The organism is Bradyrhizobium sp. USDA 3311 (assembly GCF_054062495.1).
Map to the genome: position 1 here is coordinate 7,052,566 of NZ_JBSSFI010000001.1, position 26,831 is coordinate 7,079,396.

The 26,831-nt window shown below is 63.2% G+C and carries 23 protein-coding genes; 16 read left to right on the forward strand and 7 right to left on the reverse strand.

Features of this window, described 5'->3' with window-relative positions; all coding sequences use genetic code 11:
- Positions 1 to 81 precede the first annotated feature (81 nt).
- The 9 genes from ACVWW6_RS33945 (at position 82) to ACVWW6_RS33985 (ending at position 11,300) form a co-directional block, all read left to right on the forward strand.
- A complete protein-coding gene (locus ACVWW6_RS33945) occupies positions 82 to 1,344 on the forward strand; it encodes an ABC transporter substrate-binding protein (RefSeq protein ID WP_456682205.1) in 1,263 nt (420 codons plus the stop codon).
- Between the two features lie 83 nt (positions 1,345 to 1,427).
- Positions 1,428 to 2,297 (forward strand): branched-chain amino acid ABC transporter permease, encoded by an 870-nt coding sequence (locus ACVWW6_RS33950; protein WP_028170747.1) that lies wholly within the window; start codon positions 1,428 to 1,430, stop codon positions 2,295 to 2,297.
- Positions 2,294 to 4,825, forward strand: coding sequence for a branched-chain amino acid ABC transporter ATP-binding protein/permease (locus ACVWW6_RS33955; RefSeq protein WP_456682206.1), 2,532 nt, complete (start codon positions 2,294 to 2,296; stop codon positions 4,823 to 4,825). The genes ACVWW6_RS33950 and ACVWW6_RS33955 overlap by 4 nt, the downstream gene beginning before the upstream one ends.
- A 17-nt stretch (positions 4,826 to 4,842) precedes the next feature.
- Positions 4,843 to 5,652: a shikimate dehydrogenase family protein gene (locus tag ACVWW6_RS33960; protein WP_456682207.1), complete on the forward strand. Its 810-nt coding sequence runs from the start codon at positions 4,843 to 4,845 to the stop codon at positions 5,650 to 5,652.
- 5 nt (positions 5,653 to 5,657) lie between these two features.
- Positions 5,658 to 7,382 (forward strand): FAD-dependent oxidoreductase, encoded by a 1,725-nt coding sequence (locus tag ACVWW6_RS33965; protein ID WP_060911477.1) that lies wholly within the window; start codon positions 5,658 to 5,660, stop codon positions 7,380 to 7,382.
- Between the two features lie 13 nt (positions 7,383 to 7,395).
- Positions 7,396 to 9,123, forward strand: coding sequence for an FAD-dependent oxidoreductase (locus tag ACVWW6_RS33970; RefSeq protein WP_060913035.1), 1,728 nt, complete (start codon positions 7,396 to 7,398; stop codon positions 9,121 to 9,123).
- Positions 9,124 to 9,140: 17 nt separating this feature from the next.
- Positions 9,141 to 9,755, forward strand: a complete 615-nt coding sequence (locus ACVWW6_RS33975) for an NIPSNAP family protein (protein WP_060911476.1) — start codon at positions 9,141 to 9,143, stop codon at positions 9,753 to 9,755.
- A 10-nt stretch (positions 9,756 to 9,765) separates the two neighbouring features.
- The gene (locus tag ACVWW6_RS33980; RefSeq protein ID WP_011086437.1) at positions 9,766 to 10,596 is read left to right on the forward strand and encodes a sugar phosphate isomerase/epimerase family protein; all 831 of its coding nucleotides are present in this window, start codon (positions 9,766 to 9,768) and stop codon (positions 10,594 to 10,596) included.
- On the forward strand, positions 10,593 to 11,300 hold the full coding sequence (locus ACVWW6_RS33985) for an SDR family oxidoreductase (RefSeq protein ID WP_060911475.1): 708 nt from the start codon (positions 10,593 to 10,595) through the stop codon (positions 11,298 to 11,300). Before ACVWW6_RS33980 ends, ACVWW6_RS33985 begins: the two co-directional genes overlap by 4 nt.
- A 600-nt stretch (positions 11,301 to 11,900) precedes the next feature.
- Here ACVWW6_RS33985 and ACVWW6_RS33990 read toward each other — a convergent pair.
- Both ACVWW6_RS33990 and ACVWW6_RS33995 read right to left on the reverse strand, forming a co-directional pair.
- Complete coding sequence (locus tag ACVWW6_RS33990; RefSeq protein WP_456682208.1) at positions 11,901 to 12,773, reverse strand: O-antigen ligase family protein; 873 nt, start codon at positions 12,771 to 12,773, stop codon at positions 11,901 to 11,903.
- Positions 12,742 to 13,209, reverse strand: coding sequence for a hypothetical protein (locus ACVWW6_RS33995; protein WP_456682209.1), 468 nt, complete (start codon positions 13,207 to 13,209; stop codon positions 12,742 to 12,744). Before ACVWW6_RS33995 ends, ACVWW6_RS33990 begins: the two co-directional genes overlap by 32 nt.
- A 533-nt stretch (positions 13,210 to 13,742) precedes the next feature.
- Between ACVWW6_RS33995 and ACVWW6_RS34000 the strand changes: the two genes are divergently transcribed.
- From ACVWW6_RS34000 to ACVWW6_RS34010, 3 genes are read left to right on the forward strand one after another with little or no spacing between them, the layout of a single operon-like run.
- Positions 13,743 to 14,006, forward strand: coding sequence for a hypothetical protein (locus tag ACVWW6_RS34000; protein WP_456682210.1), 264 nt, complete (start codon positions 13,743 to 13,745; stop codon positions 14,004 to 14,006).
- Between the two features lie 33 nt (positions 14,007 to 14,039).
- Positions 14,040 to 14,888, forward strand: a complete 849-nt coding sequence (locus ACVWW6_RS34005) for an ABC transporter permease (protein ID WP_456682211.1) — start codon at positions 14,040 to 14,042, stop codon at positions 14,886 to 14,888.
- Positions 14,889 to 14,897: 9 nt separating this feature from the next.
- The gene (locus tag ACVWW6_RS34010; protein WP_011086432.1) at positions 14,898 to 15,680 is read left to right on the forward strand and encodes an ABC transporter ATP-binding protein; all 783 of its coding nucleotides are present in this window, start codon (positions 14,898 to 14,900) and stop codon (positions 15,678 to 15,680) included.
- On the opposite strand, the gene ACVWW6_RS34015 is transcribed toward ACVWW6_RS34010, so the two are convergent.
- Positions 15,677 to 16,819 carry a DegT/DnrJ/EryC1/StrS family aminotransferase gene (locus ACVWW6_RS34015; protein WP_456682212.1) on the reverse strand — a complete coding sequence of 381 codons (1,143 nt, stop codon included), beginning with the start codon at positions 16,817 to 16,819 and terminating at the stop codon, positions 15,677 to 15,679. The two genes, ACVWW6_RS34010 and ACVWW6_RS34015, sit on opposite strands and share 4 nt — an antisense overlap.
- Positions 16,816 to 17,454, reverse strand: coding sequence for an acetyltransferase (locus ACVWW6_RS34020; protein ID WP_049832365.1), 639 nt, complete (start codon positions 17,452 to 17,454; stop codon positions 16,816 to 16,818). Before ACVWW6_RS34020 ends, ACVWW6_RS34015 begins: the two co-directional genes overlap by 4 nt.
- 257 nt (positions 17,455 to 17,711) lie before the next feature.
- Here ACVWW6_RS34020 and ACVWW6_RS34025 point away from each other — a divergent pair, with 257 nt between their 5' ends.
- The 4 genes from ACVWW6_RS34025 (at position 17,712) to ACVWW6_RS34040 (ending at position 23,146) form a co-directional block, all read left to right on the forward strand.
- On the forward strand, positions 17,712 to 19,286 hold the full coding sequence (locus tag ACVWW6_RS34025) for a glycosyltransferase (protein WP_456682213.1): 1,575 nt from the start codon (positions 17,712 to 17,714) through the stop codon (positions 19,284 to 19,286).
- A complete protein-coding gene (locus tag ACVWW6_RS34030) occupies positions 19,283 to 21,124 on the forward strand; it encodes a glycosyltransferase family 4 protein (RefSeq protein ID WP_011086428.1) in 1,842 nt (613 codons plus the stop codon). The genes ACVWW6_RS34025 and ACVWW6_RS34030 overlap by 4 nt, the downstream gene beginning before the upstream one ends.
- Before the next feature lie 148 nt (positions 21,125 to 21,272).
- The gene (locus ACVWW6_RS34035) at positions 21,273 to 22,187 is read left to right on the forward strand and encodes a hypothetical protein (RefSeq protein WP_456682214.1); all 915 of its coding nucleotides are present in this window, start codon (positions 21,273 to 21,275) and stop codon (positions 22,185 to 22,187) included.
- Positions 22,184 to 23,146, forward strand: a complete 963-nt coding sequence (locus ACVWW6_RS34040; RefSeq protein ID WP_456682215.1) for a hypothetical protein — start codon at positions 22,184 to 22,186, stop codon at positions 23,144 to 23,146. Before ACVWW6_RS34035 ends, ACVWW6_RS34040 begins: the two co-directional genes overlap by 4 nt.
- A 762-nt stretch (positions 23,147 to 23,908) precedes the next feature.
- Here ACVWW6_RS34040 and ACVWW6_RS34045 read toward each other — a convergent pair.
- From ACVWW6_RS34045 to ACVWW6_RS34055, 3 genes are all read right to left on the reverse strand, one after another.
- Positions 23,909 to 24,895, reverse strand: coding sequence for a peptidyl-alpha-hydroxyglycine alpha-amidating lyase family protein (locus ACVWW6_RS34045; RefSeq protein WP_028170733.1), 987 nt, complete (start codon positions 24,893 to 24,895; stop codon positions 23,909 to 23,911).
- Between the two features lie 39 nt (positions 24,896 to 24,934).
- Complete coding sequence (locus ACVWW6_RS34050) at positions 24,935 to 25,606, reverse strand: 4-carboxy-4-hydroxy-2-oxoadipate aldolase/oxaloacetate decarboxylase (RefSeq protein WP_011086423.1); 672 nt, start codon at positions 25,604 to 25,606, stop codon at positions 24,935 to 24,937.
- A 96-nt stretch (positions 25,607 to 25,702) separates the two neighbouring features.
- Positions 25,703 to 26,689 carry a LysR substrate-binding domain-containing protein gene (locus ACVWW6_RS34055; RefSeq protein ID WP_051000296.1) on the reverse strand — a complete coding sequence of 329 codons (987 nt, stop codon included), beginning with the start codon at positions 26,687 to 26,689 and terminating at the stop codon, positions 25,703 to 25,705.
- Positions 26,690 to 26,831: the final 142 nt, after the last annotated feature.

Below are 26,831 nucleotides of genomic sequence, written 5' to 3' on the forward strand. Positions count from 1 at the left end.
AATCCAATTCCAGTCATGGTAGGGCAAGCCCCAAGAGCCGCATGCACGGCCCGGCGCAATGTCAGAAGGGGAGGTGAGACAATGACGGACCTGAAGAAGACACGAGCGGCAACCGGCCTGCGCATCGGCCGGCGCGGCCTGCTCTTGGGCGCAACGTCGCTCGCGGCATCGCGCCTCGGTATGCCGTATATCGGCAACGCGGCAGCCGCCGAGCCGATCCAGATCGGAATGATCTGGGCCAAGACGGGCTCGATCGTCGATCAGGCGGAATATCTCGCCCAGGGCGGCATGCTCGCACTGGAACAGCGCAACAACACGCTCCTGGGGCGGCCCGCGGAGATCGTCTGGCTCGACGAGCCCAATCCGCAGGGTGCTCAGCAGAGCGCGGAGCGCCTCGTCGGCGAGCAGAAGGTCGTCGGCATGGTCGGCGGTGCGCTCTCCTCCTTCGCGCTCGCGATCTCATCGGTCGCCAAGAAGGCCAAGATCCCTTACGTCGCGGCCAATGCCGCCACCGGCGACCTCACTGGCAAGTCCTGCAACAAGTACACCTTCCGCCTGCAGCCGCCGGTCGATGTTCATGCCCGCGTTCTCGCCCCCTACTGCGCTGCGATCGGCAAGAAGTGGTACCTCCTGACCGCGTCCTACGCTTTCGGTCAAGACATCAAGCGCGCCTTCACCGACTACATCACGGCCAATGGCGGCACCGTGGTCGGCGCCGACGAGGCGCCGGTCGGCACACCGGACTATTCGTCTTTCATCCTGAAGATTCGCGCCGCCAAGCCCGACGTCGTGATCGGCGGCATTGCTGCCAGCGACCTCACCACTTTCCTGAAGCAGTGGAACGAGCTCGGCATGAAGGGCAAGATTCCATTCGCCGAGATCTCTGTCGGCAACACCGACCTGTGGGGCGTCGGCCCCGAAGCCGCCGATGGGCTCTACACCATCACCTGGTGGTACAAGAATCCGAACAACTCGCCTGAAGAACAGGCGATGGCCGCGGCCTATGAGAAGAAATACCACAGGCCAGCGGCGGACAAGGCCTGGATGGGCTGGCTGGGCATGAAGAGCCTGCTCGATTCAATCGAGATGGCGAAGTCGACCGAGCCCGGCGCGATCGTGCGGGCGCTGGAGAACTGGAAGTATCGCCGCGGCAACCTGGATATCGGCTATCGCGACTTCGATCACCAGATGACGAGCCGCCTCCTGGTTGCCGGCATTCAGCCCAAGATATCAGACAAGTGGGACTATTTCGACGTCAAGGCCGAATTGCCGAAGACGCCGGACGACATCGCCAAGGCCTTCGGTTCGGCGGGCGACAGCGCCTGCAAGATGGACACGCTCTGAGGTTTGACCCCGGGTGAAACGCGATGACGCGGGCAAATCCGCTTGCGCCATCGCGCGGCCCAAATCCGAAAACGGATGACGCCATGCTCGACATGATCCTGTCGCAGGCCGTCAATGGCCTTGTGCTCGGCTTTCTCTACGTTCTGATCGCGATCGGCCTGTCGATCATCTTCGGCATGCTCGGCATCGTCAATTTCGCGCATGGCGCCTTCTTCGCCGTCGGCGCCTATCTCGCTTATGCCCTGGCCAAGGAGTTCGGCTGGTGGGGGGCGCTTGCCGCGCCGCTGTTGACCGGCGCGATCGGCGTCGTCGTCGAGATGGTCCTGATCCGGCACCTCTATGGCAAGGAACCGCTGCTCGGGCTGATCTTGACCTTCGCGCTCGCACTGCTGGCGGAGGCGGTGTTGCGGCTGATCTTCGGCGGCGCGCCCGTGCCCTTCGCTGCGCCGAAATTCCTGGCCGGCTTCGTCGAATACGGCCCGATCCTGATCACCAAATACAGGATGTTCGTGCTGCTCACGACCGCGCTGACGCTGGTCGCGTTCTGGGCCTTTCTCGCCTACACGCCTTACGGCCGGATCATCCGCGCCGGGTCGCGTGATCCGGAGATGGTCGGCCTACTCGGCATCAACCTGCCGATCGTCTTTAGCGGCGTGTTCGGCATGGGTTGCCTGCTCGCCGGCCTCGGCGGGCTCTTGGCGGCACCGCTCTGGACCATCACGCCGTCGATGGCGGCGGGCGCCATCATGCCGGCTTTCGTGATCGTCACCATCGGCGGCCTCGGCTCCTTCCTGGGTGCCGTCGTGGCCGGCCTCCTGGTCGGCATCACCACGGCGATGACCATCCAGTTCCAGCCGGAATGGTCGGGCGCAGCCATGTACATCCTGATGGCCGCCATTCTCCTCGTCCGCCCGCGCGGACTGTTCGGCGAACGCTGGGAGAGATTCGAGTGAAAAGTCTCGCTCTGTTGCGCCATCCGGCGTTTGTCGCCGCGCTCGTTCTCACCGCGCTCACCGCAGCCTGGGCGCTGCTCGGCGCGCCCATCTCGCTGATCACGCAGATCGCGATCTACACGCTCTATGGCGCCGGCGTGAATCTTCTCGTCGGCTACACCGGGCTCGTCCCCTTCGGCGCCTCGGTGTTCTTCGGCTGCGCGAGCTATGCGGCCGCCTTCTTCATCCTCGGCCGCTACGGCAACGATCTCGTCTCGCTGCTGCTGGCGACGGTGTTCTCCGCGCTGCTGGCGCTCGTGGTCGGCGCCATCATCCTGCGCCGCAGGGGACTGTACTTCTCGCTGTTGACGCTCGCGTTCTCGCAGATTGCCTTCGAGATCGCCTTCAAATGGACCGGCGTCACCGGCGGCGAGAACGGGCTGCAGGGCGTCTATCGCACGAGCTTTGCCGGACCGTGGTCGTTCCACGTCTTCGTGGTCGCTGTCACCGTGATCTGCATCTGGCTGATGTGGCGGATCGCCCACTCCCCGTTCGGCCGCGTTCTCCAGGCGGTGCGCGACAACGAGCAGCGGGCGAGCAGCCTCGGCTACAACGTCCATCGTTTCCGGCATGGCGCGCTGATCCTTACCGGCACCTTCGTCGGTTTCGGCGGCGGCCTGCTCACCCTTATGCTCGAGGGCGTCTATGCCAACAATCTGAGCTGGCAGCACGCCGGCGACTCCCTGCTGATGACCGTGCTCGGCGGCGTGCATCACGTGCTCGGGCCGCTATGGGGCGCCATCGCCTTCATTCTGCTGGAAGACCGCCTGTCAGCCATCACGGAGAACTGGTGGCTGGTTTTCGCACCCATCCTGATGCTGTTCGCGCTGACCTCTCCGGAAGGAATGCAGGGCCTGTGGCAGCGGCTCTTCGGCCGGCAGCGCTGGACGCTCGTGCGTCTCGACATCCCGCCCCGACCTGCCGCCATCGTTCCATTCGCAAGCAGCGCCGCCAAGGTCGACCGCGGCAAGCCGCTGCTGCAGACTATCGGCTTGAGCAAGAACTTTGGCAGCTTGGTGACGGCGAAAAGCATCGACATCGAGGTCCACAGCGGCGTGCTTCACAGCATCATCGGGCCGAACGGCGCCGGCAAGACCACGTTCTTCAACATGCTGTCCGGCGCACTGAAGCCTAGCGGCGGGCGCATTCTGTTCGACGGCAGCGACGTCACCCGGACGCCGATGCATGTTCGGGCCCGGCTCGGCATCGGGCGCTCGTTCCAGATCCTGTCGATATTCCAGAACCTGACCGTGTTCGAGAATGTCCGCGTGGCCGTGCAGGCTCAGCGCACGGGATCGGCCAAGATGCTCGCCGATGCCTATGCGATGGAGGAGGTCAACGCCAAGACCTGGTCGATCCTCGATGCCGTCGGCCTTGCCGACGTCGCGGCCGAACCATGCATCAATCTACCCCACGGCGCCAAGCGTCTCCTCGAGATCGGCATTACGCTCGCGATCGATTCCAAGCTGCTGCTGCTCGACGAGCCGCTGGCCGGGCTCGCCGAGGCCGACCGCGTCGTCGTGGCCGATCTCATCGGGAAGCTCGCGCAGACCCTCGGCGTCCTCCTGATCGAGCACGACATCGATCGCGTCCTTGCGATCTCCGACCGCATCTCGGTCCTGCACCAGGGCCGGATAATCGCCGACGGCAAGCCGGCCGACGTAGCCGCCAATCCCGACGTGGTCGCGGCCTATCTCGGGGCCGCCAAGGACGGCACGCAGTCGCCGCCGCCGTCGGTCGAGCGGATGGCCCATGCGAAAGCGCCAGTACTGCTTGCGGCCAACGCCGTGTCGGCAGGCTACGGCGGCAGCACGGTCCTTGAAGCGGTTGATCTTGCCGTTCACGCCGGCGAAGCCGTCGCCCTGCTCGGCCGCAACGGCGTCGGCAAGACGACGCTGCTGCGCGGTCTCAGCGGCACGCTTGCCATAAGTAACGGCAGCATCGCGTTCGAGGACAAGCCACTCGCGCGCCTCAAGCCCTACGAAATCAACCGCCTCGGCATCTCGCTCGTTCCCGAAGGACGCCGGCTCTTCCCCAACCTCACCGTCGTCGAGAACCTGCAGCTCGCCACGCGTCCCGGCGGTATCGCCCTGGACGAGGTGTTCGAACTGTTCCCGCGCCTGCGCGAGCGTCGTGCCGCCAAGGCCGAGAGTCTGTCCGGCGGCGAGCGGCAGATGGTCGCGATCGCGCGCGCCCTCGTGGTGCCGAGCAAGCTGATCCTGCTCGACGAGCCGTTCGAGGGCCTCGCGCCGGCCGTCGTCAAGGAAGTCATGGACGCCCTCGTCAAGCTGCGCGGCAAGGTCGCCATGGTGATCGTCGAGCATCACGCCGAGACCGTGCTGCCGATCGTCGACCGCGCCTATGTGCTGGTGAACGGCCAAATTGCCTTTGCCGGCGATGCAGCGATCCTCGAACGCGACCATGACCTGCAGGCCCGCCTGCTCGGTGTGGTCCAGGCCGAAGCGGCGCAGGCTCGCGGGGCGGCCTAGCCAAGAAGAGAAGAAGAATGATCAACCTCAACCTGACCGGCGCCACGCGCCTCAACATCATCGTCGGCGACCCCATCGCCCAGGTGAAATCGCCGGCCGGCGTCACGCAGGCCTTCATCGACCGCGGCTATGACGGCATCCTGGTGCCGGTGCAGATCAACGGCGCCCGTCTCAAGACGTTCCTGGCGGCCGCGACCGATGTCCGCAATCTCGACGGCATCATCGTCACGGTCCCGCACAAATTTGCCTGCTACGAATTCTGCGCAACCTCGACCGACCGCGCCCGTCTACTCGGCTCGGTCAATATCATGCGCCGACGCCGCGAAGGCGGCTGGCATGGCGACCACGTCGACGGGCTCGGCTTTGTCGGAGCTGTACGCGCCAACGGCTACGACCCGACCGGTAAGTGCGCGCTGCTGGTCGGCGCGGGTGGCGCCGGATCGGCGATTGCCATGGCGCTGGTCGAAGCCGGCGTTCGCTCGCTGGCCATTCACGACAATGAAGCTGCCCGCCGGGACCAGCTGATCGCGAAGCTGGCCACACTCGGCAAGGCTGGGATCGGGCCAGGCTCGGCCGATCCGTCCGGCTTCGACCTCGTCGCCAACGCAACGCCGCTCGGCATGAAGGCCGGAGACCCGCTTCCGCTCGACGCATCGAAGCTCGAAGCCAGCACGTTTGTCGGCTGCGTCATCACCAGCCCGGCGGTCTCGCCGCTCGTCGAGGCGGCGCGGCGCCTCGGCTGCAAGACGTCGACGGGCACTGAAATGTACAACGCACTGCAGAGCTCGATGGTCGACTTCCTGCTCGCGCGCGACGGATCGAGGTGACGGCCATGTTCAAGAACATCGAAGCGATTTCCGACGATGCCCGCTACGATCTTATCGTGATCGGCTCGGGTGCGGCCGGCATGGCGGCTGCGCTGTTCGCAGCCATCGAGGGCCGCAAGGTCCTGCTGGTCGAGCGCACCGAATATGTCGGAGGCACCAGCGCGCTTTCGGCGGCGACCACCTGGATCCCCAACTCGCACCATTCGAAGAGCGTCAATCCCGATGACAGCCGGGAGAAGGTCCGCAAGTTCCTCGACGGCGTGGTCGGTAATCATTCTGCCCCGTCGATGCGCGAGGCCTTCCTCGACAGCGCGCCGGACGCGGTCGCAACGCTCGAAGCCAACAGCATCGTCAAGTTCCGCCCCTATGCGACCCATCCAGATTACGAGCAGCAGTTCGAGGGCGCTACGATGCGCGGCCGCGCTCTCGAACCGGTGCCGTTCGACGGCCGCGACCTTGGCGCCGATCTCGGCAAGATCCGTCCGCCGATCCCGGAGTTCACGATTTTTGGCGGCATGATGGTCGACCGCACCGATATCGGCCACCTGCTCGCCCTCAAGAAGTCCGCGCGCTCGTTTGCCCATGCCATCAAGATCCTCGCTCATTACGCCGGCGATCGGCTTAAGGGCCGACGCGGGTCCCGCCTGGTGATGGGCAATGCGCTGATCGGCCGCTTCCTGGCCTCGCTCAATGCGCGCGGCGTCGATATCCTGATCCGCACCGAGGTGCAGGATCTCGTCACCGAGAACGGCACTGTGACCGGTGCGGTGCTCAAGTCCGGCACAACGAGCCGCCGCGTAGCGGCCACGCACGGCGTCGTGCTCGCCGCCGGCGGCTTCAATCGGCATCCGCAACGCCGCGGCGAGCTGCTGCCCAAGGGCGAGACATACAGCCCTTCCGCTCCCGGGCACACCGGCACCATGCAGGACATCGCCTTGCGGCTCGGCGCGCGCCTCGGCGAAGGCAATCTCGACAATGCGTTCTGGGCGCCGGTCTCGATCCGACGGCGCGCCGACGGCAGCACCGCGAGCTTCCCCCATTTCGTCATGGACCGCAGCAAGCCGGGCACGGTTTGCGTTGATCAGACCGGCCGTCGTTTCGTCAACGAATCCGTCTCCTATCACCTGTTCGGTCGCGCGATGTTCGAGCACGACAAGCAGGTGCCCTGCATTCCCTGCTTCATCATCACCGACGCCACAGGCCTCAAGAAATACGGCCTCGGCATGGTACGGATGGGCACGCGCAACCTCGCTCCCTACCTCGCCGACAGCTATCTGACCGAGGGCGCGACCATCAGTGAGCTCGCCGGCAAGATCGGCGTGCCCGCGACCAACCTCGAAGGCACGATCGCGGCGATGAACCGCTATGCCGCTGATGGCATCGATCCGGACTTCGGGCGCGGCACCACGCCCTATCACCGCGTCAACGGCGATGCGTCGATCGGACCCAACCCGACGCTCGGTCCGATTGCGACCGCGCCCTATTATGCCGTGCGACTCTATCCCGGCGACATCGGCGCGGCCACCGGTCTCGTCGTCAACGAATGGGCACAGGTCATGCGCGCCGATGGCAGCGCGATCGCGGGACTCTATGCCTGCGGCAACGAGGCGAATTCGATCATGGGCGGCACCTATCCGGGCCCGGGCATCACCATCGGTCCGGCCATCGCGTTTGCCTATCGCGCGGCGCGACATGCGCTCGGGGTGTCCCAGGCGCGTCGCGCCGCGTGAACCGGAGGCTGACGTGAGAAGCGACGAACATCTCGACTGCGATCTGCTCGTGATCGGCTCGGGCGCGGGCGGCTTGGCTGCAGCGGTTACGGGCGCCTCGCTCGGTCTCGACGTCATCGTGGTCGAGAAGGAGGCGCAGCTTGGCGGCACCACAGCGTGGTCCGGCGGCTGGATGTGGATCCCGCGCAATCCGCTGGCGAGAGCGGCAGGCATCGTGGAAGCCCCCGAGCAGCCCAAGCTCTATCTGCGGCACGAGCTCGCCGATGGTTACGACACAGCCCGCGTCGACATGTTCCTCGATCAAGGCCCGCGCATGATCGAGTTCTTCCAGCGCGAGACTCATCTTGCCTTCATCGATGGCAACCAGATCCCGGATTTTCACGGCAAGAGCCCGGGCGCGGTCACGGGTGGCCGCTCGCTCTGCGCGGCGCCGATCGATGGCCGTGAGCTCGGTCCACGCCTCCGCGATCTCAAGCCGCCGCTGGATGAAGTCGCCCCGTTCGGGATGGCCATCGCGTCGGGCGCGGATCTCCGGTACTTTCTCAACGCCCGTTCCTCGCTGGCCTCCTTCCGGCATGTCGCGCGCCGGCTCGCGCGGCATCTGGTCGACATGCTGCGCTTCGGTCGCGGCATGCATCTCGTCAACGGCAACGCGCTTGTGGCCCGACTGTTGAAATCCGCCGACGCGCTTGGCGTTCGGATCATGACGGCGGCGCCCGCCCGATCGCTCTTGAGCGAAGGAGCCCGCATCACGGGCGCGCGCGTCGTTCTTGACGGCGCGACAGTTGAGATTCGCGCCCGTCGCGGCGTCGTGCTCGCCTGCGGCGGCTTCCCGCACGATACGGCGCGAAAGGCAGCACTGTTCGCTCACGCCCCGAGCGGCCATGAGCATTGGTCGGCAGCACCGGCCGGCAACACCGGCGACGGCATCCGCCTTGGAGAGAGCGTCGGCGGGGAGCTGCGGACCGATCTCAGCGATCCCGGAGCCTGGGCTCCGGTCTCGCTGGTTCCGCATCGCGACGGCTCGGTTGGCCGCTTTCCGCATCTGATCGAACGCGCGAAGCCCGGACTGATCATGGTGCGCAGCGACGGCACGCGCTTTGCCAACGAGGCCAACTCCTATCACGACGTGATGAAGGCGCTGTTCGCCGCCACGCCTGCGGGCACGCCCGCCGAGGCCTGGGCGATCTGCGATGCAAAATTCCTCAGGCGTTACGGCCTTGGCCGCGTCCGCCCTCCGCCCTTCCCGATCATGCCGTGGATTCGCAACGGCTACCTGAAACGGGGTGCGAGCATCGAGGCGCTGACGCGCGCCTGCGACATCTCCGCCGAAGGGCTCAAGGCAACGATCGAGCACTACAACCGATTTGCAGCGCGCGGCGAGGATCCAGCCTTCGGACGCGGTGACACGCCCTACAATCGTGTGCAGGGAGACATAGCGCATCTGCCGAACCCCTGCGTCGCACCGATCGTCTCCGGTCCGTTCTATGCGGTCAAGATCGTCGCCGGCAGCCTCGGCACCTTTGCAGGCCTCAATACCGACGAACATGCCCGCGTCCTCGATGCGCAGGAGAGGCCTATCGACGGCCTCTACGCGGTCGGAAACGACATGTCGAGCATCATGGCCGGCCGCTATCCGTCCGGCGGCATCACGCTCGGCCCCGCCATGACCTTCGGCTACATCGCCGCGCACCACGCCGGCGGAATTCCGCTCGAGAACAACCGGTCGGCCGCCGCCTGACCGCAAGGAGAAGAAACATGCTCTATGAGATCACAACGCTGACGGTGAAGCTCGGCACAGCCGCCAAGGCCGTGGCCGGGATCGGCGATTATGTCGGGGCGCCGGAGGCTAAGGGCACGCTGCTCGGCTGCTGGGCGAGCGAGATCGGCGAGCTCAACCAGCTCCTGGTGCTGCGCTCGTTTGAGGACCAGGAGGCATGGCGCGGCGAGCGCGAGCGCGCGCTGCGCACCACCAACCCCTTCAATGCCGGCGAGGCCATCACGCAGATGAGCTTCGACACCTATGCGCCGTTTCCATTCCTGCCGCCGGTCGTGCCGGGCAAGTACGGCAGTGTCTACGAGATCCGCACCTATCGCCTCAAGCATGGCGGCGTTCCTCCCACGATCGTCGCGTGGGAAGCCGCGATGCCCGAGCGAGGCAAGCTGTCGCCGCTCTCAATCGCGATGTATGCGCTCGACGGGCCGCCGCGCTTCACCCATATCTGGCCGTTCGCAAGCCTCGATGCCCGCGTCGCGGTGCGCGCGGAATCCGTCGCCAGGGGCGTGTGGCCGCCGAAGGGCGGGCCGGATTGGCTGACCGGCGAGATGCGCTCGATCATCGCGCTGCCGACCGCCATCTCTCCGCTGGCGTGAGGCGATCGCCATGACGCACATCTATTCGCTCGCCTATCTCACCTCGGCGCCGATGGCGCCTCCGGACGCGCTGGTCCTGGCCGAAAAGCTCGGCTACCAGGCGATAGGGGTCCGCATCGCGCCCGCCGCCCCCGGCGGCGACTTCTCGCCGCTCGCCACGGATCCCGCCCTGTTGCGCGAAACCATCCGGTGCATCGAGGACACCGGCGTGCCGGTGTTCGACGTCGAAATTGCACGGCTTGGCGCGGATTTCAAAGCGGACCACTTCGCAGCCTTCCTCGAAACCGCGGGCAGGCTGAAGGCGCGCGCGATCCTCGTCGCCGGTGACGATCCGGACGAAGCCCGACTGACGGAGTCATTCGCCGCATTCTGTCGCGCCGCGGCACCCTACGACCTCACCGCGGATATCGAATTCATGCCGTGGACCGCGGTGAAGAACGCCAGGGCCGCCCTTCGTATCGTGACCAACGCCGGCGAGCCGAACGGCCGCGTGCTGGTCGACGCGCTGCATGCCGCGCGCTCGGCTACCACCCTTGACGATATCGTAGGCCTGCCGCGGGAATTGCTGAGCTACGCCCAGCTCTGTGACGCGCCCGCAGGGATCCCCGCCAGCAACGACGAACTGATCCACACGGCACGGTGCGCCCGGCTTCTCCCGGGCGACGGCGGCATCGACCTCGCCGGGGTCGTCCGCGCCTTGCCGGACGACCTTCCGCTGAGCCTCGAGATTCCGAACGATGAGTGGCTGCCCAAGCTCGGCGCCGAGGAATGGGGACGACGCGCGCTGGCGGCGGCTCGCAGCATCGTCGCGCGCGCCGCGGATAGACGAGCGACGACATGAGCGGCCTCGATCTCTCCGGGCGCATCGCCGTCATTTCCGGCGGCTGCGGCGGCATCGGCCAGGCCGTTCGCGAGCGGCTTGCCGCCTCGGGCGCGAAAGTCGTCGTCTGGGACGTCGCAGATGGCGCCGACCAGCGGATCGATCTCACCGACGAGGCCGCCGTCAATGACGTGATGACGGGCCTCCTCGCGCGCTTCGGCCGCATCGACATCCTCGTCAATGCCGCGGGAATCACGGGCCCTACGGTCAACATCGAGCAGTACAGCCTTGCTGAATGGCGGCGCGTGCTCGATGTGAACCTCACCAGCACGTTCCTCTGCTGCAAGGCGGCCGTCGCACCGATGCGACGGAAGAACGCCGGACGCATCGTCAACCTGGCCTCGATCGCCGGCAAGGAAGGCAATGCCGGCATGACCGGCTATTCCGCTGCCAAGGCGGGCGTGATCGCGCTGACGAAATCTCTGGGCAAGGAGCTGGCCGGCACGGATATCCGGGTCAACGCCATCGCACCCGCCGTGATCGCCACCGATCTCGTCAAGCAGATGTCGGACGAAGCCTATCGAAACGTGCTGGCAAAGATACCGCTCGGACGTGCGGGACGACCGGACGAGGTAGCGGCGCTGGTCACCTGGCTCGCCTCCGACGAATGCTCATTTTCGACTGGCGCGATTTTCGACCTGTCTGGTGGGCGAGCGACGTACTGAGCCACCTGCCGAAGTTCCCTCTCGAACTCATCGCCATTTGATGAGGGGCAAGCTGTCACAGCTTGGCAAGCCGATGAAATAATTACGCGCGGCAAACCGCGTCTGTCGAGCGCGTGAAATCGTTTAAAATCATAGATTGGCGCACAAAATCGTGGCCCCTGGTAGTCGGGGAGCGACTCGCCCCCCCCCCGACATCAGCATTTTTCATTATTGCGCGCTGACCAGCAGCCCCTGCCCCACCCAGCGACCCAACACTGGCCCGCTCACCATGCCGGCGAACAAAATCCGCTTCTCGGTCGAAGCCACCTGCACTGCTGGCTTGCGTCGAAGCTCGACTGCTCAAACTCGCTATCACTAGATTTTTCTTGATCTCCCGGTGCACACGTCGTGCACACGCCGCCTTCTAACCGACTGAAAGACTTGAACATTGACTTGATTCTCTGTCGCTTCGCTCATTGACGATCGCGTGACGCCGTCCGAGGAAGGGCCGCATACGTCGCCCGCTGCCATTTCGCGGCAGCTGCAGATCTCGCATGCCGAGAGCCCCATCGGCGCACGTGACTTGATATCGAGCGAAAAGTCGCGATCCGAGGCGAGATCTCAGCATCTGCCGTCTGCTACTGTTCGTGGGTGCGTGGCAATCACGTGTACCTCGCCATCCCGACCCTCTTTGGTGAGGACGCCAGCACCCAAGCCCACGCCTAGGACGTACATCCATCCCTCTTGAAAGTCGAACAAGTGGGAATTGAGCAGTGAGCTGAAGATATTCTGTGTAACAACAAGAAACCCGAGCCAGCTTGCAAAGCCCCTCCCACGAAAGAGGAGCAGGTGACAAATCCACGTTGCATATAGCACGGCAATGCCCAGCACGCCCCACTGAACCGCCATGTTCAGCGTTTGATTGTGAGGATTCCGCGTCACTTCGGCCTCCAGGCCCATTTTTCCCTGTGCCTTCTGGCTAAACAAAATCTCCGTGGATCCGGTACCGTGCCCAATGATCGGCGCTGCCGCAAAGAACGTCAGTGATTCCTGCCAGTAGTAGAGGCGCTGCCCTGTCGAGCGCGGGACATTCTCAAGATAAAGCTGATATTCACGCGAAACATCCGCGATTCTTGTTCGCAAGAACGATGGGGTTGTCCATAAGGCCGCGGCGGCCGTAAGGGCGGCAAGCAGCAGCGTCATCGATTGTCGGCGGGTTAGAAATTGAAGTGCGAGAACGCCCAACATAGCAGGGATATAGATTAGCGCTGTGCGAGCCGAGACGACAAAAATCATATTGGTGAAGAAGGCGGCTATCAAGGTCACAAGCCCGCCGAATATGGCGATCCGCCCTTGTTTGAATAACTCCATCGCGAGCGGCGCCGCTGCGATCATGCAAAGCGCAAATTCCTGACTTTGGTCGATGTAGTTCTTGACTGGTACGCCGGCATTCTTTGACGCCTCAAGTCTGATCGACGGCTCGACATACGACATCCACGAAAGCGCCATCAACAGAGAACAGGAGATGAAGAAAGCAGCAAGTGCCCAAGTCGCCCGTTGCGATCGCTCGAAATGGTAGGCGATCAAAGGCAGGGCGATAAACTTGGCGGTCGATTTGATGGTGTAGAGCGCCGGTCAGCCAGGGTGCTTCGCTCCAAGCGGTGCCGGCGAGGGCAAGCACGAATATCAGCAGTGGAAACATGCAGTGAGGGCGACGCAAGTGCAGCAGGATCGCAGCGCCATCCTCTCGCAATGAGACCCCCAAGATCCCGGTCAGCCAGATGAGCAAGATGATCTGGAAGCCTGTGGTCGACCAAGGCAGCATCGTAAAAGTTGCCGTTCCGAGGAGATCATTGGTAAATTGCGTGCGGACTGGATATGACCACCAGCTCGGCTGCGAGTTTGTCGACGTTGTTTCAAGTGTATCCATTGGGCCCACAGGGTCGAGCGTATTCAGGTGCTTTGCCGCAGAAGTCACCATTTGTCTTCAGGATCTAGCGCGCGCCATCTCGCATGTACTGTATCGGTTTATGGGCATATACGACGCGGGTCGGGCTGCTGGCAACGATGGAGCGCTCGCGCGACCTGATCGAAAGGTCATAGCCATCGCCAACAGGGGGCGAGCTCAAGTCTGCAGCTGGCCAGCGTATGCCAAGGCTGCCACCGGCCATGCACCAACGTTCACTGCCGACCATTGAGGATCGTTTATTTGCCAGGAACAGGACGTGCCCTCTCACTAGCTTGGTTACCAAGGCGCACTGTTTCCCGATGAGGCCAGACAGTCAGATCACGATAATCAGACCGCTCCGCCCGGTGCCTTGTGCCGCGCTGAGTGCGGCCGATACCGTCGGGCCTCGACTTTAGAAACATCGGGCGCCACGTGGCCCCGTCCGTCAATCGGCTTGCAAAATTCGCAAGCCGATTGACAGCGAAAACGCAGCGCGCCGCATTTCAGGCGAGTGCATGAACGCCGATTGGCTCGACCTTGACGCCCTAGACGCGCCCGAAGGCGATGCCGATCTCGAGGCCGCGGACTTCTCGTCATTCAACGTGCCGTCCTGCTCGTCCTGCGACGGCATCCTCAAGCCCGACGTCGAGTTCTTCAGCCGACAGGTTACCGTAGCGGCCGCTGCCGATCACCGGCACCACGGCCTTGCCATCGGCCATAGCCGGGGTCTACTGCCGTTCCTCTCGAAAGCTTTGATTTGGCCGCATGAACCTGCTTAATCGCGGCCGCGCATCATTTTGGAGATATCGGGCATGGCCCGCGGCACCATCCAGGGGGCACTGCGAAGCGGTTCGGTCGTGCGAAGCACCGATCGCTCCACCTTGGCCGCCGCGCGCGCTGATATCGTATGCGGGCTGTTACTCTGGCGGCTGTGGGGCCGTCTCGGCTGGAACGACATCCGGCAACGCTATCAGCGTTCGATCTTGGGGCCGCTCTGGCTCACGGTCAGCATGGGCATCCTGATCGGCTCCCTGGGTCTGCTCTATGCCAGGTTGTTCCAGCAGCCCGTCGAGGAGTTCCTGCCCTATTGCGGCATCGGGCTTCTGATCTGGGGCTTCATGTCGAGCTATTTGACGGAGAGTGGTACGCTGTTTTCGGGGGCCGAAGCCTATATCAAGCAAATCAGCCTGCCGTTCTCGCTGTATGTCTACCGGGCAAGCTGGGCCAAGCTCATCATGCTGGCCCACAACTTCATCATCTATTTCGGCATCATCCTGTATTTTCGTATCTGGCCGGGCGCAGCTGCGCTTCTGGCGATACCCGCGCTCTGCATCGTCGCCTTCAACGGGATGGCCATCAGCCTGACGATCGGGATGATTTCGGCGCGCTTTCGCGATATCCCACAAGTGATCAACTCCGTCGTGCAGATCCTGTTCTTCGTGACGCCCTTAATGTGGAAGCCCGATGCGGTGAAGATTCCGGCCTATGTGACGGAATTGAATCCGGTCTATCACCTGCTGCAAATCGTTCGCGCGCCGCTGCTCGGGGAGGTTCCGACAGCCTCCAACTACGCGGCGGTCGGACTGGTCACGCTGATCAACGTTGCCTTGTCGGGACTGTTGTTCTCCCGTTATCGGGCGCGGATCGCGTATTGGGTTTGAGAGACATCAATGCTTGACGGCCTTCGGGGCAAGCCGCTCGTGACGCTGGAGAAGGTCAGCGTGTCCTTCCCGATCTACCAGGGTGGATCTCGTTCGCTGAAGAAGCACCTGCTGTTCCACGGAACCGGAGGGCAGCTCGCCAGCGATGCGAACGAGCGGATCGTCGTCGAGGCGTTGAGAGACGTCTCCCTGTCGATCGCCGCAGGCGAACGCATTGCGCTCGTCGGCGCCAACGGCGCCGGCAAGACCACCCTGTTACGCGTGATGGCCGGCGTCTATGAGCCGACGCTGGGGATCGCGACGTCGTGCGGTCGCATATCGCCGATCTTCGATATCGCTGTCGGAATCGACGGCGATCTGAGCGGCTACGATAACATCCGCCTGCGCGGCATGCTGCTGGGGCTGAGTGCCGGCGAGATCGAATCCTATATCCCCGATATCGCCGATTTCACCGAGCTCGGAGACTATCTGGACGTTCCCGTGCGAACCTATTCCTCGGGCATGATGACGCGCCTGACCTTCGCCGTCGCCACCTGCTTCTCGCCCGAAATCCTCCTGATGGATGAGTGGATTATGGCGGGAGATGCGAGCTTTCTCGCGAAGGCGCAACGCCGGATCGAATCCTTTGTCGAGCGTGCCAACATCCTGGTGCTGGCCTCCCACAATCTCGACATCTGCCGGAAATGGTGCACCAAAGCCGTGTGGATGGAGCGGGGCCGTATTCGAGCGGCGGGTGAGATCGACGCTGTGCTGCAAGAGATGCAGCTCGACCTTGCGCGGCAGTCCTCCTAGGCTGAACGACAGGTTTCCTGGTCGATCGCCATTTGAAGCGCGCGACAGACGTGGTCGACCGCCTGCTCCGGCATGTTGGTGTGGAAGGGGAGAGCCAGCGTGCTGGCGGCGACCCGCTCGGTCACAGGAAACTGGCCGCGTTGGTAGCCGTAACGCTCGGCGAAGTACGGCTGAAGATGGATCGGCGGGAAATAATTTCGCGTCGGAATCCCGCGTTCCGCAAGCCGCGACGCGATATTGTCGCGCGACAGGCGAGCATCCAACCGCACGATGTACACGAACCAACTCATCTGCGTGGTGTTCGCAGCCGCACTGAGTGGCTTGACGCCCGCGATGCGCGCCAGGCGATCGTTGTAAGCCGCTGCCACCGCAGCTCGCCGGTCCAAGAGGTCGTCGAGGCGCGAGATCTGCGAGAGACCCAGCGCGGCACTGAGTTCATTGAGGCGGTAGTTGAACCCCAACTGATGATGTTGCAGCCATTCGTCGCCGGCGCGTCCGTGATTGCGCAAGGCTCGCAGCTCGCGATCCCATTGCGGATCGTCGGTGGTTACGATGCCGCCCTCGCCGGTGGTCATCTGCTTGTTGGGATAGAAAGCGAAGACGGATGCGCGCCCAAACGCGCCGACCTTGCGGCCGTCGAACTCCGCGCCGATCGCTTCGCAGGCGTCTTCGATCACGGCAAGCCCGCGCCGGTCGGCGGTGCGGCAGATCTGGTCCATGCGCGCGGGACGGCCGAAGACATGAATCGGAAGGATTGCGACCGTCCGGTCGTTCACCGCCGCGTCGATCGCATCCGCATCGATATTGAAACTGTCTTCGTCGATGTCGACAAACACCGGCGTTCCGTGCTCGTAGAGGATGCAATTGGCTGAGGCGACGAAGCTGAAGGGTGACGTGACGACTTCCGAGCCCTCCTTCACGCCGGCAAGCCGCATGCACAGGTGCAGGCCAGCCGTGCCGCTGGCGACCGCGACGGCATATCGCGTGCCAACATAGTCGCGTACGCGCTTCTCGAACTCTTCGATATAGGCTCCGATGCTGAGCCGGCCGCTTCGCAGCACCTGTGCGACGAGATCGATATCGCCCTCGGTGATATCGGGCTGCGACATCGGCGTGCTGATAATGCCTTTCTCATTCATCGCACTCTCCGTGCTGGCACTCCGACGACCGTCGCATGATCGGCGACATCCTCAGTTACGACTGCGCCGGCCCCGATGACGCACCAATTTCCGATGCTCACTCCCGGCAGGACGCGGCTGCCCAGCCCGAGAAGACTTCCCTCGCCGATTTTCACCTCGCCGCCCAGATAGCACCCCGGCGCCACATGAGCGTGATCGCCGATCTCGCAATCATGCTCGACAATCGCACCTGTGTTGATGATGACGTTCTGCCCGATTTTCGCATACGCATTGACGATGGCACCGGCGAACGCGACGATGCCGGCCTTCAACTCCGCCCAGGTGCTCACCGTCGCACGGGGGTGAACGATCGTGATCGCCTTTGCGTTTCGCGACGTCTCGCGCTGCATGATGTCGCGCCGAGCGCGATTAGCTCCGATCGCCGGGATGAGGCCATCGATATTGTGATCACGCCAGGCCGAAATCGGCCCCAGCACGGGAAGTCCCATGATCGAACGACCCGATAGCGACGGATTGTCGTCCAGGAATCCGACGATCTTATGCCCCGCAAGCGATAGAGCGGCGTCTGCAACCACCTTTCCGTGCCCGCCGGCGCCTACGCAAGCGATCCTAGGTACCGCGCCATTTGCGTTCAAATTTTCACTTGCTCCCCGGAGTCGGGCCGGAGCTGTACCCGAGCCAGTTGGAAACTTTTGGATGAATATTGTAGTGCTGAGTAATGGAAAATGACACAGTTGGCAACATGCCGCTTGTTCGCACGACGACTCTTGGTTCCGCTCGGCAAGCCGTCGAGATCGCGCATGGCCCGTCGGTCAAAGGCACGATGCCGGCTCCGACGACGGGGCAGCTCCGCGTCTGTCACATCGCGGCGACGACTGAAGGCGCGGCATGGGTGTTTGAGCAGGTGCGGGATCTCAGGGATCGTTTCGGGTACGACGTCAGCGTCATCTTGAACGGAACCAGCGGGGCGCTCGTCGACCGCTTCAATGCTGCCGGTATTCGCGTCCTTGCGAGCGATTTCCAGTTTCTCGGCGGTGGCGATTTGTTCGCACTGCCCAAGCGGATCCTGGACCTAGAGCATATTCTGGAGCGCGAGCGCTTCGACATCATCCAGACGCACCTGTTCCATTCCATGGTGATCGGTCGCATCGCGGCCTGGCTCGCCGATGTCCCGGTACGCTTGTCGATGATCGCAGGCCCATTCCATCTCGAGGCTTATACGCCGAGCTGGATCGATGGCTCGACGCAGTGGATGGATACCGCGCTCATCCCGTCCTGCGAGTTCAGCCGTTCACTGTATCTGTCAATGGGCGTGCGCAAGCAGCGCCTCGAGGTCATCTATTACGGGCCGGACGAGACCAGGTTCGAGCCGTCGCGTGAGGTCGCCGCGGATTTGCGCGCCGAGCATGGCTGGGCAGCAGATGCGCCGCTGATCGGGATGGTCGCTTATTTTTATCCCGAACTCGGCGTCAACCGATGGACGCCGCCGGCCGCGCAGGGGCGCCCGGTCAAGAGCCACGTCGACCTTATCAGGGCAATGCCTGCGGTGCTCGCCGAGTTTCCCAATGCCAAACTGTTGTTGGTCGGGTCGGGCTGGGAGGAAGGCGGCCGGCAATATATGGCCAAGATGCAGGCTTTGGTCGCCGAACTCGGTCTTTCCGATAGCGTCGTCTTCACCGGCTACCGCACGGACATTCCCGCCGTGCTCAAATCGCTCGATGTCGCCGTTCAGGCCTCGGTTAGCGAAAACCTCGGAGGTTCGATCGAGGGCCTTTTGATGGAATGTCCGATGGTCGCGACGCGAGTTGGCGGCCTCGTCGATAGTGTCATCGACGGCCATACCGGCGTGTTGGTCGGCCCAGCCGATCCGGCCGAGCTTGCAAGGGGCATTCTCGAACTATTGCGCGACCCCTCGCGCGCAAGGGAGTTCGGTCGTCACGGCCGGGCGCGCATGCTCGAGAGGTTTACGCTGCGAACGACGGTGGAGGACGAGCACCGGCTTTATCAGCGGCTGTATGCACGGGCACCGGCCGGCTACCGCTCCGTTCGCCGCGCATTTCGGTTGTTTTGTGGGGCCCTCGTCGGTGGTTACCTGGCGTTCCGCTATACGGTGTTCGACAGCAATCTGCTGCCAGCCTGGGATGCCGGTTGGCGGCCGTGGCACTTCCTCGCGTTGCGCCGGTTGATGCTGCGCCTGATCAACGCGGTGCTGCGATCCAGGACTGCATCTGCTCCTGCGCCTTACGCGGCCGCACCCGCGAACGAGCAGTTCATCTCTGTGACGATCGAGCCTCCAGCGCCGATTGCTCCGCGACTGAGGCTTGCCGGGCGGATGATGCTCTACCGCTTCTATGCATTCGTCGGTCGACAAAAGCTCGGCTGGGGTCTTCGCAGGCGTCTGCGTGCCAAGTTCCGTCGCCTGCTCGGCTCTGCTGCCGAGCCAGACAGCGAGGCGCGGGACCGATGACCATGCGAACAATCAATCGCGCATCTGGCGGTGGAGACAAGGTCGGGTCGTTGAGAGTCTGTCACCTCGTCTCGGCGACCAACGGCGCTCGCTGGGCCGTGGAGCAGTTGTCGTGGCTGCGAGACCGTTATGGACATGATGTCACGGCGGTCGTGGGCGGTTCGAACGGCTCCTTGATCGACATGCTGAAGGAAGCCGGTATCCGGGTTCACGCCGAGGAGGGCTTCGGCGCCTATGATAGCGTCGCTTCGGTTCTGCGGCTGCCGGCGGCGGTCTGGCGGCTTGCATGGTGGCTGCGCCGGGAACGCTTCGATGTCGTGCAGTCGCATCTGCTGTTTGCGATGATTGCGACGCGGTTCGCGGCCTGGTTTGCCGACGTCCCGGTGCGGCTTGCGATGTATGCCTCGCCTTTCCATCTCGAAGTGCCCCGGACGTTCTGGATGGACCGATTGACGTGGTGGACGGAGACGCGTCTCATCGCATCATGCAAGTACACCGACGACATCCTCGCCCGTCTCGGTGTCGCCTCGGCGCGCCGCGCGGTGATCTACTACGGCGCGGACAACGATCAGTACGATCCGGACAAAACCCCGGCCGTCGACCTGCGGGCGGAGTATGGCTGGCCATCGTCGACCAAGATCGTCGTGAAGGTCGCCTATTTCTATGCGAAAATGTCGGATAACGACTGGGTGCCCGCCGTCCTACGCGGAAAGAACCCGAAGGGTTTTGTCGACCTCGTTCGGGCCACGCCGGCTATTCTTGCCAAGCATCCGGAAACCAAGGTCGTGCTCGTGGGCAATGGCTGGGGGGAGCCTGGGACCGCCTACATGGAGGAGGTGCGGCACCTGGTGCAGGATCTCGGCCTTTCCGAGAGCATCATCTTTACCGGCTTTCGTCGCGACACGGCCGGAATCCTTCGCGGCGCCGATGTGGCGGTTCAGGCCTCACTCTATGAGAACGTGGGCGGGGTGATCGAATCCCTCATGGTAGAATGCCCGACAGTTGCAACTGCGGTCTGCGGCATGGTCGATTGCGTGATCGACGGCGAGACGGGCATTCTCGTGCGTCCCTCCGACCCTGCGGACCTGGCGCGCGGTATCAACGACATGCTGTGTGACCGGCCGCGCGCTCGCGCGCTTGCCGCGAACGGTGGCCTTCTTGCCCGGGAGCGCTTCAGCCTGGCGCGCACATGCGCCGATCTCGATCAATTGTACCGGTCGGAACGATCGGTCCTACGCCGTCGCTTCTACAATCCGCTGGTGAGCCTTGCACGCTGTGCGATCGGCGTCCCGATCCTTGCCTGGTTCGTACTACGCGTCGCGCACAGGGATTTTTACATGACCTCGCACTGGCCGACGCATCGCAACCGCCTGAAGAGCATTCTCGATACGACCTTCAGCTTCGATACGTATTGGCGGTCAATCGCGAACCAGCTTCCGTACGGGCCTCCTCCCGGGACGTTGCTGCCGCTGCGAATCCGATGGGCCAATCGTCGCGTGACCGCTGGCTTGCACCTTGCGCGCTGGCACATCGAATTGCCGATGCATCTGCGAATGTACCGGCAACGGCTGACCTCATGGGTCAGAAGTCATCTTTCGACTCTCAGAGGTCAACTTGTCACCGCTGGCCTGCACGCGTCGCGTCGATGGGTCGAAGCGCCGATGTATTTGCGCATGTATCGCCAGCAGACGGTGTCCTGGCTCGGCAAACATTCCCCCGGTTGGGGCTTGATGCGGAAGCTTGCGGAACTGCGGCGCGGGTTGCAGCCGAATGGACCCGGACAAGCGGCGCTGCAGCAGACACCGATTGAGCCGCCCGTTTGCGACAGTGCCGAGTGAGGTTGATGCCGTGACTTCCGTGCGTCCGGCCTCCCTACCCCCCTTCGCGCCCGACAGAAGCGAGAGCACTTCGTTTGCACGGCTGCCGGCACGCGGGTTGGCTGGTATCCCTCCCGATTGGCTTCCGCCGGGCAAGAAGGCTGCCGTCGTGTTCACCATCGACGACGTCCATCCCGGTACCTCTCGCGACAGTTATGAGGCTGGCGGCGACCTCGACCATGGGCAGCTTCGTTTTCTGATCCGCCTGCTGACCGCTCATTCGAAGCTGCGCGCTACTCTGTTCGTGACGGCCGATTGGCGCGCAAAACACCCATCCGTTTCGCACCCGCTGCTGATGCACATTCCCGGTGTGCGGCGTCTTTGGTGCGAATGGAATACGTTGCCCGAAGGCACGATGCGCATCGACAGGTTTCCACGCTTCATCGAATTCCTCAAGAACCTGCCAAGGGCTGAAATCGGGCTGCACGGCCTCACGCACAACCGCGGACGCCACCCCACGCATCTCGAATATCTGGATGCGAGCGAGGAGGAATGCCGGCGCAGTCTGGCGGGGATCTTCCAAATCTTTCACGCCGCCAACCTGGCGTTCGTGCCGGGAATGTCGCCGCCCGGCTGGTACCTGAGCCATGGACTTGCGAGGGCAATGCGGGACGCCGGCCTGACCTTCGTCGGCTCCTCGCGCGACCTCGTGAGCGCCGTGCATCGTGAAGCGCGGAGCGGTATGAGCGGGCTCACCGGTACGTCACTGATCGCGCCACAATGGATATCCGGTGGATTGTTGAACTTCACGACCAACTATCAGGCGACGTCGACCATCGACCGGGCAAGGTCAATTATCGATCACGGTGGTCTGCTTGCGATCAAGGCGCATGTCATCAAGAGGGCCGGATCCTATGTTGCGCTGGATGGGCTCGGCGAAGAATATTGCGATCACCTGCATGCGGTGTTTGATTACCTGGAGACAGTCGGCGAGGACCTCTGGTGGACCAGCATGGGCGAGATTGCCGCGCGCTGCGTTGCGGCGCTGCCGCAGGCATCCATTGGCAAGGCGAATGATCTGTGAAGGTCAGCATCAACCCCGCAGGCTTTGAAGCCGAGCATCTCGCCGCCCTGAACCGATCGTTCGGCGATTGGGGCGACGGGCGCCGCTGGCGGTGGTGTTTTGCGCGGTCATCCTTGTCCGAACCGGCCGATATCGTCGTCGCCGAGGTGAACGGTGCTGCGATTGCTGGAACGGGCATCTCCTATCGGCGAATGATCACGCCCGACGGCGGAACTCTGCTGGCCGGAATCCTGACGGCGGCGTGGTCGCTTCCGGTCAAGTCCGCCCGCGGCGCCTACATGCACGTGATATCGGAAGCGATGCGGCGGATTGCCGAGCGCGGCGGCGCCGTCGCGCTCGGCTTCATGCCGCAGAATAAGTCGAGCGGCCTTCAGCTCCTGCGCGCAGGCGCGATGGCGGCAACCACCGCCTATGTGTCCACGCCCGCTGGCTGGAATGACGGATTGCCGGGCGAATTGAAACCTTGCGTCCTGACGAGCAGTCTCATCGAAGAGCTGTTTCGTCGCGTGAACCGTCGCGCACAACGCGGTCTACGATTCACCTACCCGGATATCGGTGAGTTCGGTGGACAGTTTCTCGAGCGGCCGCATCCCGTCGAGGTGCTCGCGGATGCCAAGGGCGGCTATTTCATTCTCGAACGCTTGTCGCAAGCGATGAACCTGCTTGCGGTCCTTCCGGCCGATGGCGACGCGCGCGCGCCTGGACAGTATCTCATTGATGCGGCCCAGCTTGCCGCCGACCAGAACTCTAAGCTCCTTTCCTATGCATCGAACGAGCATGCTATCGCGGAGGCCGTCGCAGCGGGCCTGGTTGCCAAGCCCGGTTTCATCACCGTGACGATCGCAAACGTGCAAGCACTGTCGGCCGCCGTATCCAACGCGTTGGAAGTGGGCGCTGCAACGAGCGCCTGTCTTGCGATGCTGAGGGCTTTCCACGTCGAGAACGGCGATCGGATGTAGCCAGGCGACATTTGCCCGGCCAACGTCGTCCCCGCCTGCTCGGCAGTGCGTTGTCCGCAAGAAAGAACCGTTTGAAAAATCAGCTGCTCAAACGGTTTTGCTCGCCAAGCTATTGATTTGGTGGGCTCGAACCTGGGACCCGCTGATTAAGAGTCAGCCGCTCCAATCCCAGGTTTCCGCATCATTGATCTATTAAGCTGCAAGTTCTGCTGCGCGAATGCGGCGCCAGAAAGGGGCGCCCTGCGCCCGCACTTCAGCACGCTTGCTCAGGTTAGATGTCGTAAGATTTTTCTTGATCTCCCGGTGCACACGTCGTGCACACGCCGCGCTCTAACCGATTGAAAAACTTGAACTCTCGCTCCAATCCATCATGGGGGCCGTGGCGAATTTTCGATCTAATTCATTCATTTCATTGATATATTTTGACTTCGACCGATCCTCAGCGTGATTGGACCGATTGAAAAATCTGCTTTGATCAAGCTGTCGCCGATCGGTTCTTGTAGGACGATATGCACAAAATGGAAGCGGAAATCGGCTTTCGGAGTCTCGGTGCACACGGCCTTGCACACACATGCGAAATTGCACGCGACGCTCGCATAACGTGCATCCTGGATCTTCCTGGCATACCGGTTGACGAGATCGGCTCGGTTATACTCATCGAGCGATGTGAGTATAATTCGCGTTCTTATGCCGCACTTATGCGTCGGCCGTCTGCCTCCAATCGAACCTTCCCCAGCGATGATCGGCTAGCCAGATCGCCCTCTAGCGAGGCACCTCCGCCACGCGCTGCAGCTTCTGCAAGCAGCGCGTGGTGCGAACCACGGTCGGCATGTCCTCGTCAGGAAAATTAGTCTTCCAGTCGGTCACGCCGACCTCGCCGACATACATGTCGCCTTTGGAATCCAGCGCAATGCCATGCGGCGCGAGGAATTTGCCGCTCGCAAGACCGGGGCCATCCTCGCCGCCGAGGCGCGCGATACGCTTGCCCTTGGCGTCCACGATCGACAACCGCGGGCCGAGATTGGGTACCTTGCGGTTGACCGGCATGGCAGGGCCGAGCTCGCCGATCACGAAGGTCGGGCTCTTGCCGCCACCGCAACAGCACAGCGCGCACGGCCGGTGCAGATTGTTCCACTGCGCCTCGTATTTACCGTTGCCGTCGAACACCTGCACGCGATGGTTCTCGCGGTCGGCGACATAGACCCAACCATCGGCGTCGGTGACGATATTATGCACGATGTTGAACTGGCCGGGATCGGTGCCGGGCGCGCCCCAGCTCTTGATCAGTCTGCCGTCCGGCGTGAATTTGTGGATGCGGGCATTGCCGTAGCCGTCGGAGACGTAGATCTCTCCCTTAGGGGACAGCGCGGTGTGGGTGCAGCGATGGAACGGCTCGCCGCTCATGAACGGCGCGGGCTTTTCGGGAACACCGATCGTCAGTAGCACCTTGCCGTCAGTGGTGCACTTTCGCACGGTGTGGTCGCCGTCATCGGTGCAATAGAGGTTGTCGTCGGCGTCGATGTGCAGGCCGTGCGCGCGGGAGAACAGCCCCTCACCCCAGCTGCGCAGGAAATTTCCGTCGCGGTCGAGCACCACCATCGGATGGGCGCCGCGGTTGAAGACGTAGATGCGGTCGCGGCTGTCGACCGCGACGGAAGCGACGTCGGTGAGCTGCCAGCCATCCGGCAGTTTCGCCCAATTGTCGACGACGCGGTAGCGGTGCTCGCCCGAGCCGAGAATGGCTGACACTCGTTTTCCTGTTGTTACGCGCCTGCGTCGCCTGATCGCTCAGGCGAAGGTGCAGCCCTTGGATTCCAGCACCTTGCCGATGCCGGACAGCTCGAGGATGTTCCCGCCGGCCTTCAGCGCTTTCATCACGTCGGCTTCCTTGTCCTCGCGCGCCGCCGACTTGACGCAGACGTCGGCGATGTTCTCCTTCGGCACGATGACGACGCCATCGTCATCGGCGCTCACGATGTCGCCGGGGCGGACGGCGATCCCGCCGATGACGATCGGCTGATTGATAGTGCCGAGGGTCTCCTTGACGGTGCCCTTCATGCACAGGCCGTAGGAGAAGACGTTGAAGCCGGTGTCGCGCACGGCAAGGCCATCGCGAACGCCCGCATCCGTGACCAGGCCGACGATGCCCTTGGCGACGCAGGCCGTCGCCAGCACCTCGCCGAAGCCGCCCTGCTCGGGATGTTCGCCCGCGCTCACCACGAGCACGTCGCCCGGCTTTGCCAACGAAATCGCCGTGATCAACATCATATTGTCGCCGGGATGGCAGCTCACCGTCAGCGCCGGTCCGCAAGCGCGCATCCCGGAATAGATCGGCTTGATGCGGAAGGTCAGCGCACCCGATCGTCCCTGCGCTTCGTGAAGGGTGGACGGAGGAAACTTCTTGATGCGCTCGACAAGCTCGGCGGCGGGCCGATCGAATGTCCTGATTACATGCACCATGGTAACCTCCTTGCGGTCGCGATCTCCGTTACACCTCCATAACCAACCGCCTTTGGGCGGAAAATTCAGATTTTAGGATTGCCGCATCGTGTTTCGTTATGGCTCGTCCTTCGGCTCATCCGGAGGCGACGCTGGGCCACCCGAGGCGATGGCAACCGAGCCGAGCTGGGCCTCGAACGGCCCCCAGGTCTTGACGATGATCTCGAGCAGGATCTTGTAGACGGCGAATGCGGCGTCGGACAACGCGGCATTGTCGGAAATGCATAGCGACATCTGTTGCGAGGCCGACGGCGCGTTGATCCGCCGAATGCAGAGTTCGTCGAGGTTCGGCAACTCCTTTGCGATCGACATGGGCAGCACAGCCGCCCCCACTCCGGCTGCAATCGCCGAAGACAGGGTCGACTGGGAGTGGATCTCGGCGACGATGCGCGGGCGGAGGCCCACCTCGGCGCAGACGCGCTCCACGGTCTGTCGCAGGAAGGATTCCCGATATGGCAGAAGCAGGTCGAATTGTGCGACCTCCGCCGCCGAGACCTCCTCCGGCGGCATCTGCTCCGGATACATGCCGCGGGGCGCGACAAGATAGAAGTATTCGCGCATCAGCGGCTTGTAATCGAGGCCGGTCACCGGGCGCTCGCCGTAAAGGACAGCCATGTCCATGCTCCCCTTCAGCATCATCTCGCTGAGCATGACCCCGGAGCTGTCATAAATGTGCGGCACGATGCCGGGATAGCGTTCGCGGATCTGCGTGAGCAATGGGGTCGCCAGCAACGCCGCCGAACTGAGCGGGGCCAGACCGATCGTGACGTTGCCGGTCAGCTCCGGCTTGTTGTCCAGAATGGTGCGCCTGGCTTCTTCAATCTGCCGCTGGATCGACTTGGAATAGCGGTAGAGGATTCGTCCGGCCTCGGTGGGCTTGACCCCGCGGGCGCTGCGGTCGAGCAGCTTGCACTTGAAATCCGCCTCCAGGCTCGCAATGTGCTGACTCAGTGCCGGCTGCGCAACATTCAGCACCTTCGCCGCGCTCGTCATGCTGCCGAGATCCACGACCTTGATGAAGGCCTCCAAACGTTTCGTATCCAATACGGCCTCTCCGGATATCCAGGCAGGGAGCAATGCAGCAGCAATAGGCTGAAGCTATGGGATCAGAAGGAATTGTTCTTACCACTGGGAACCTGAGGGGCCTATAGCTAGTGCTGAACTCGTCCGCCGCTCGCGTTGCAGC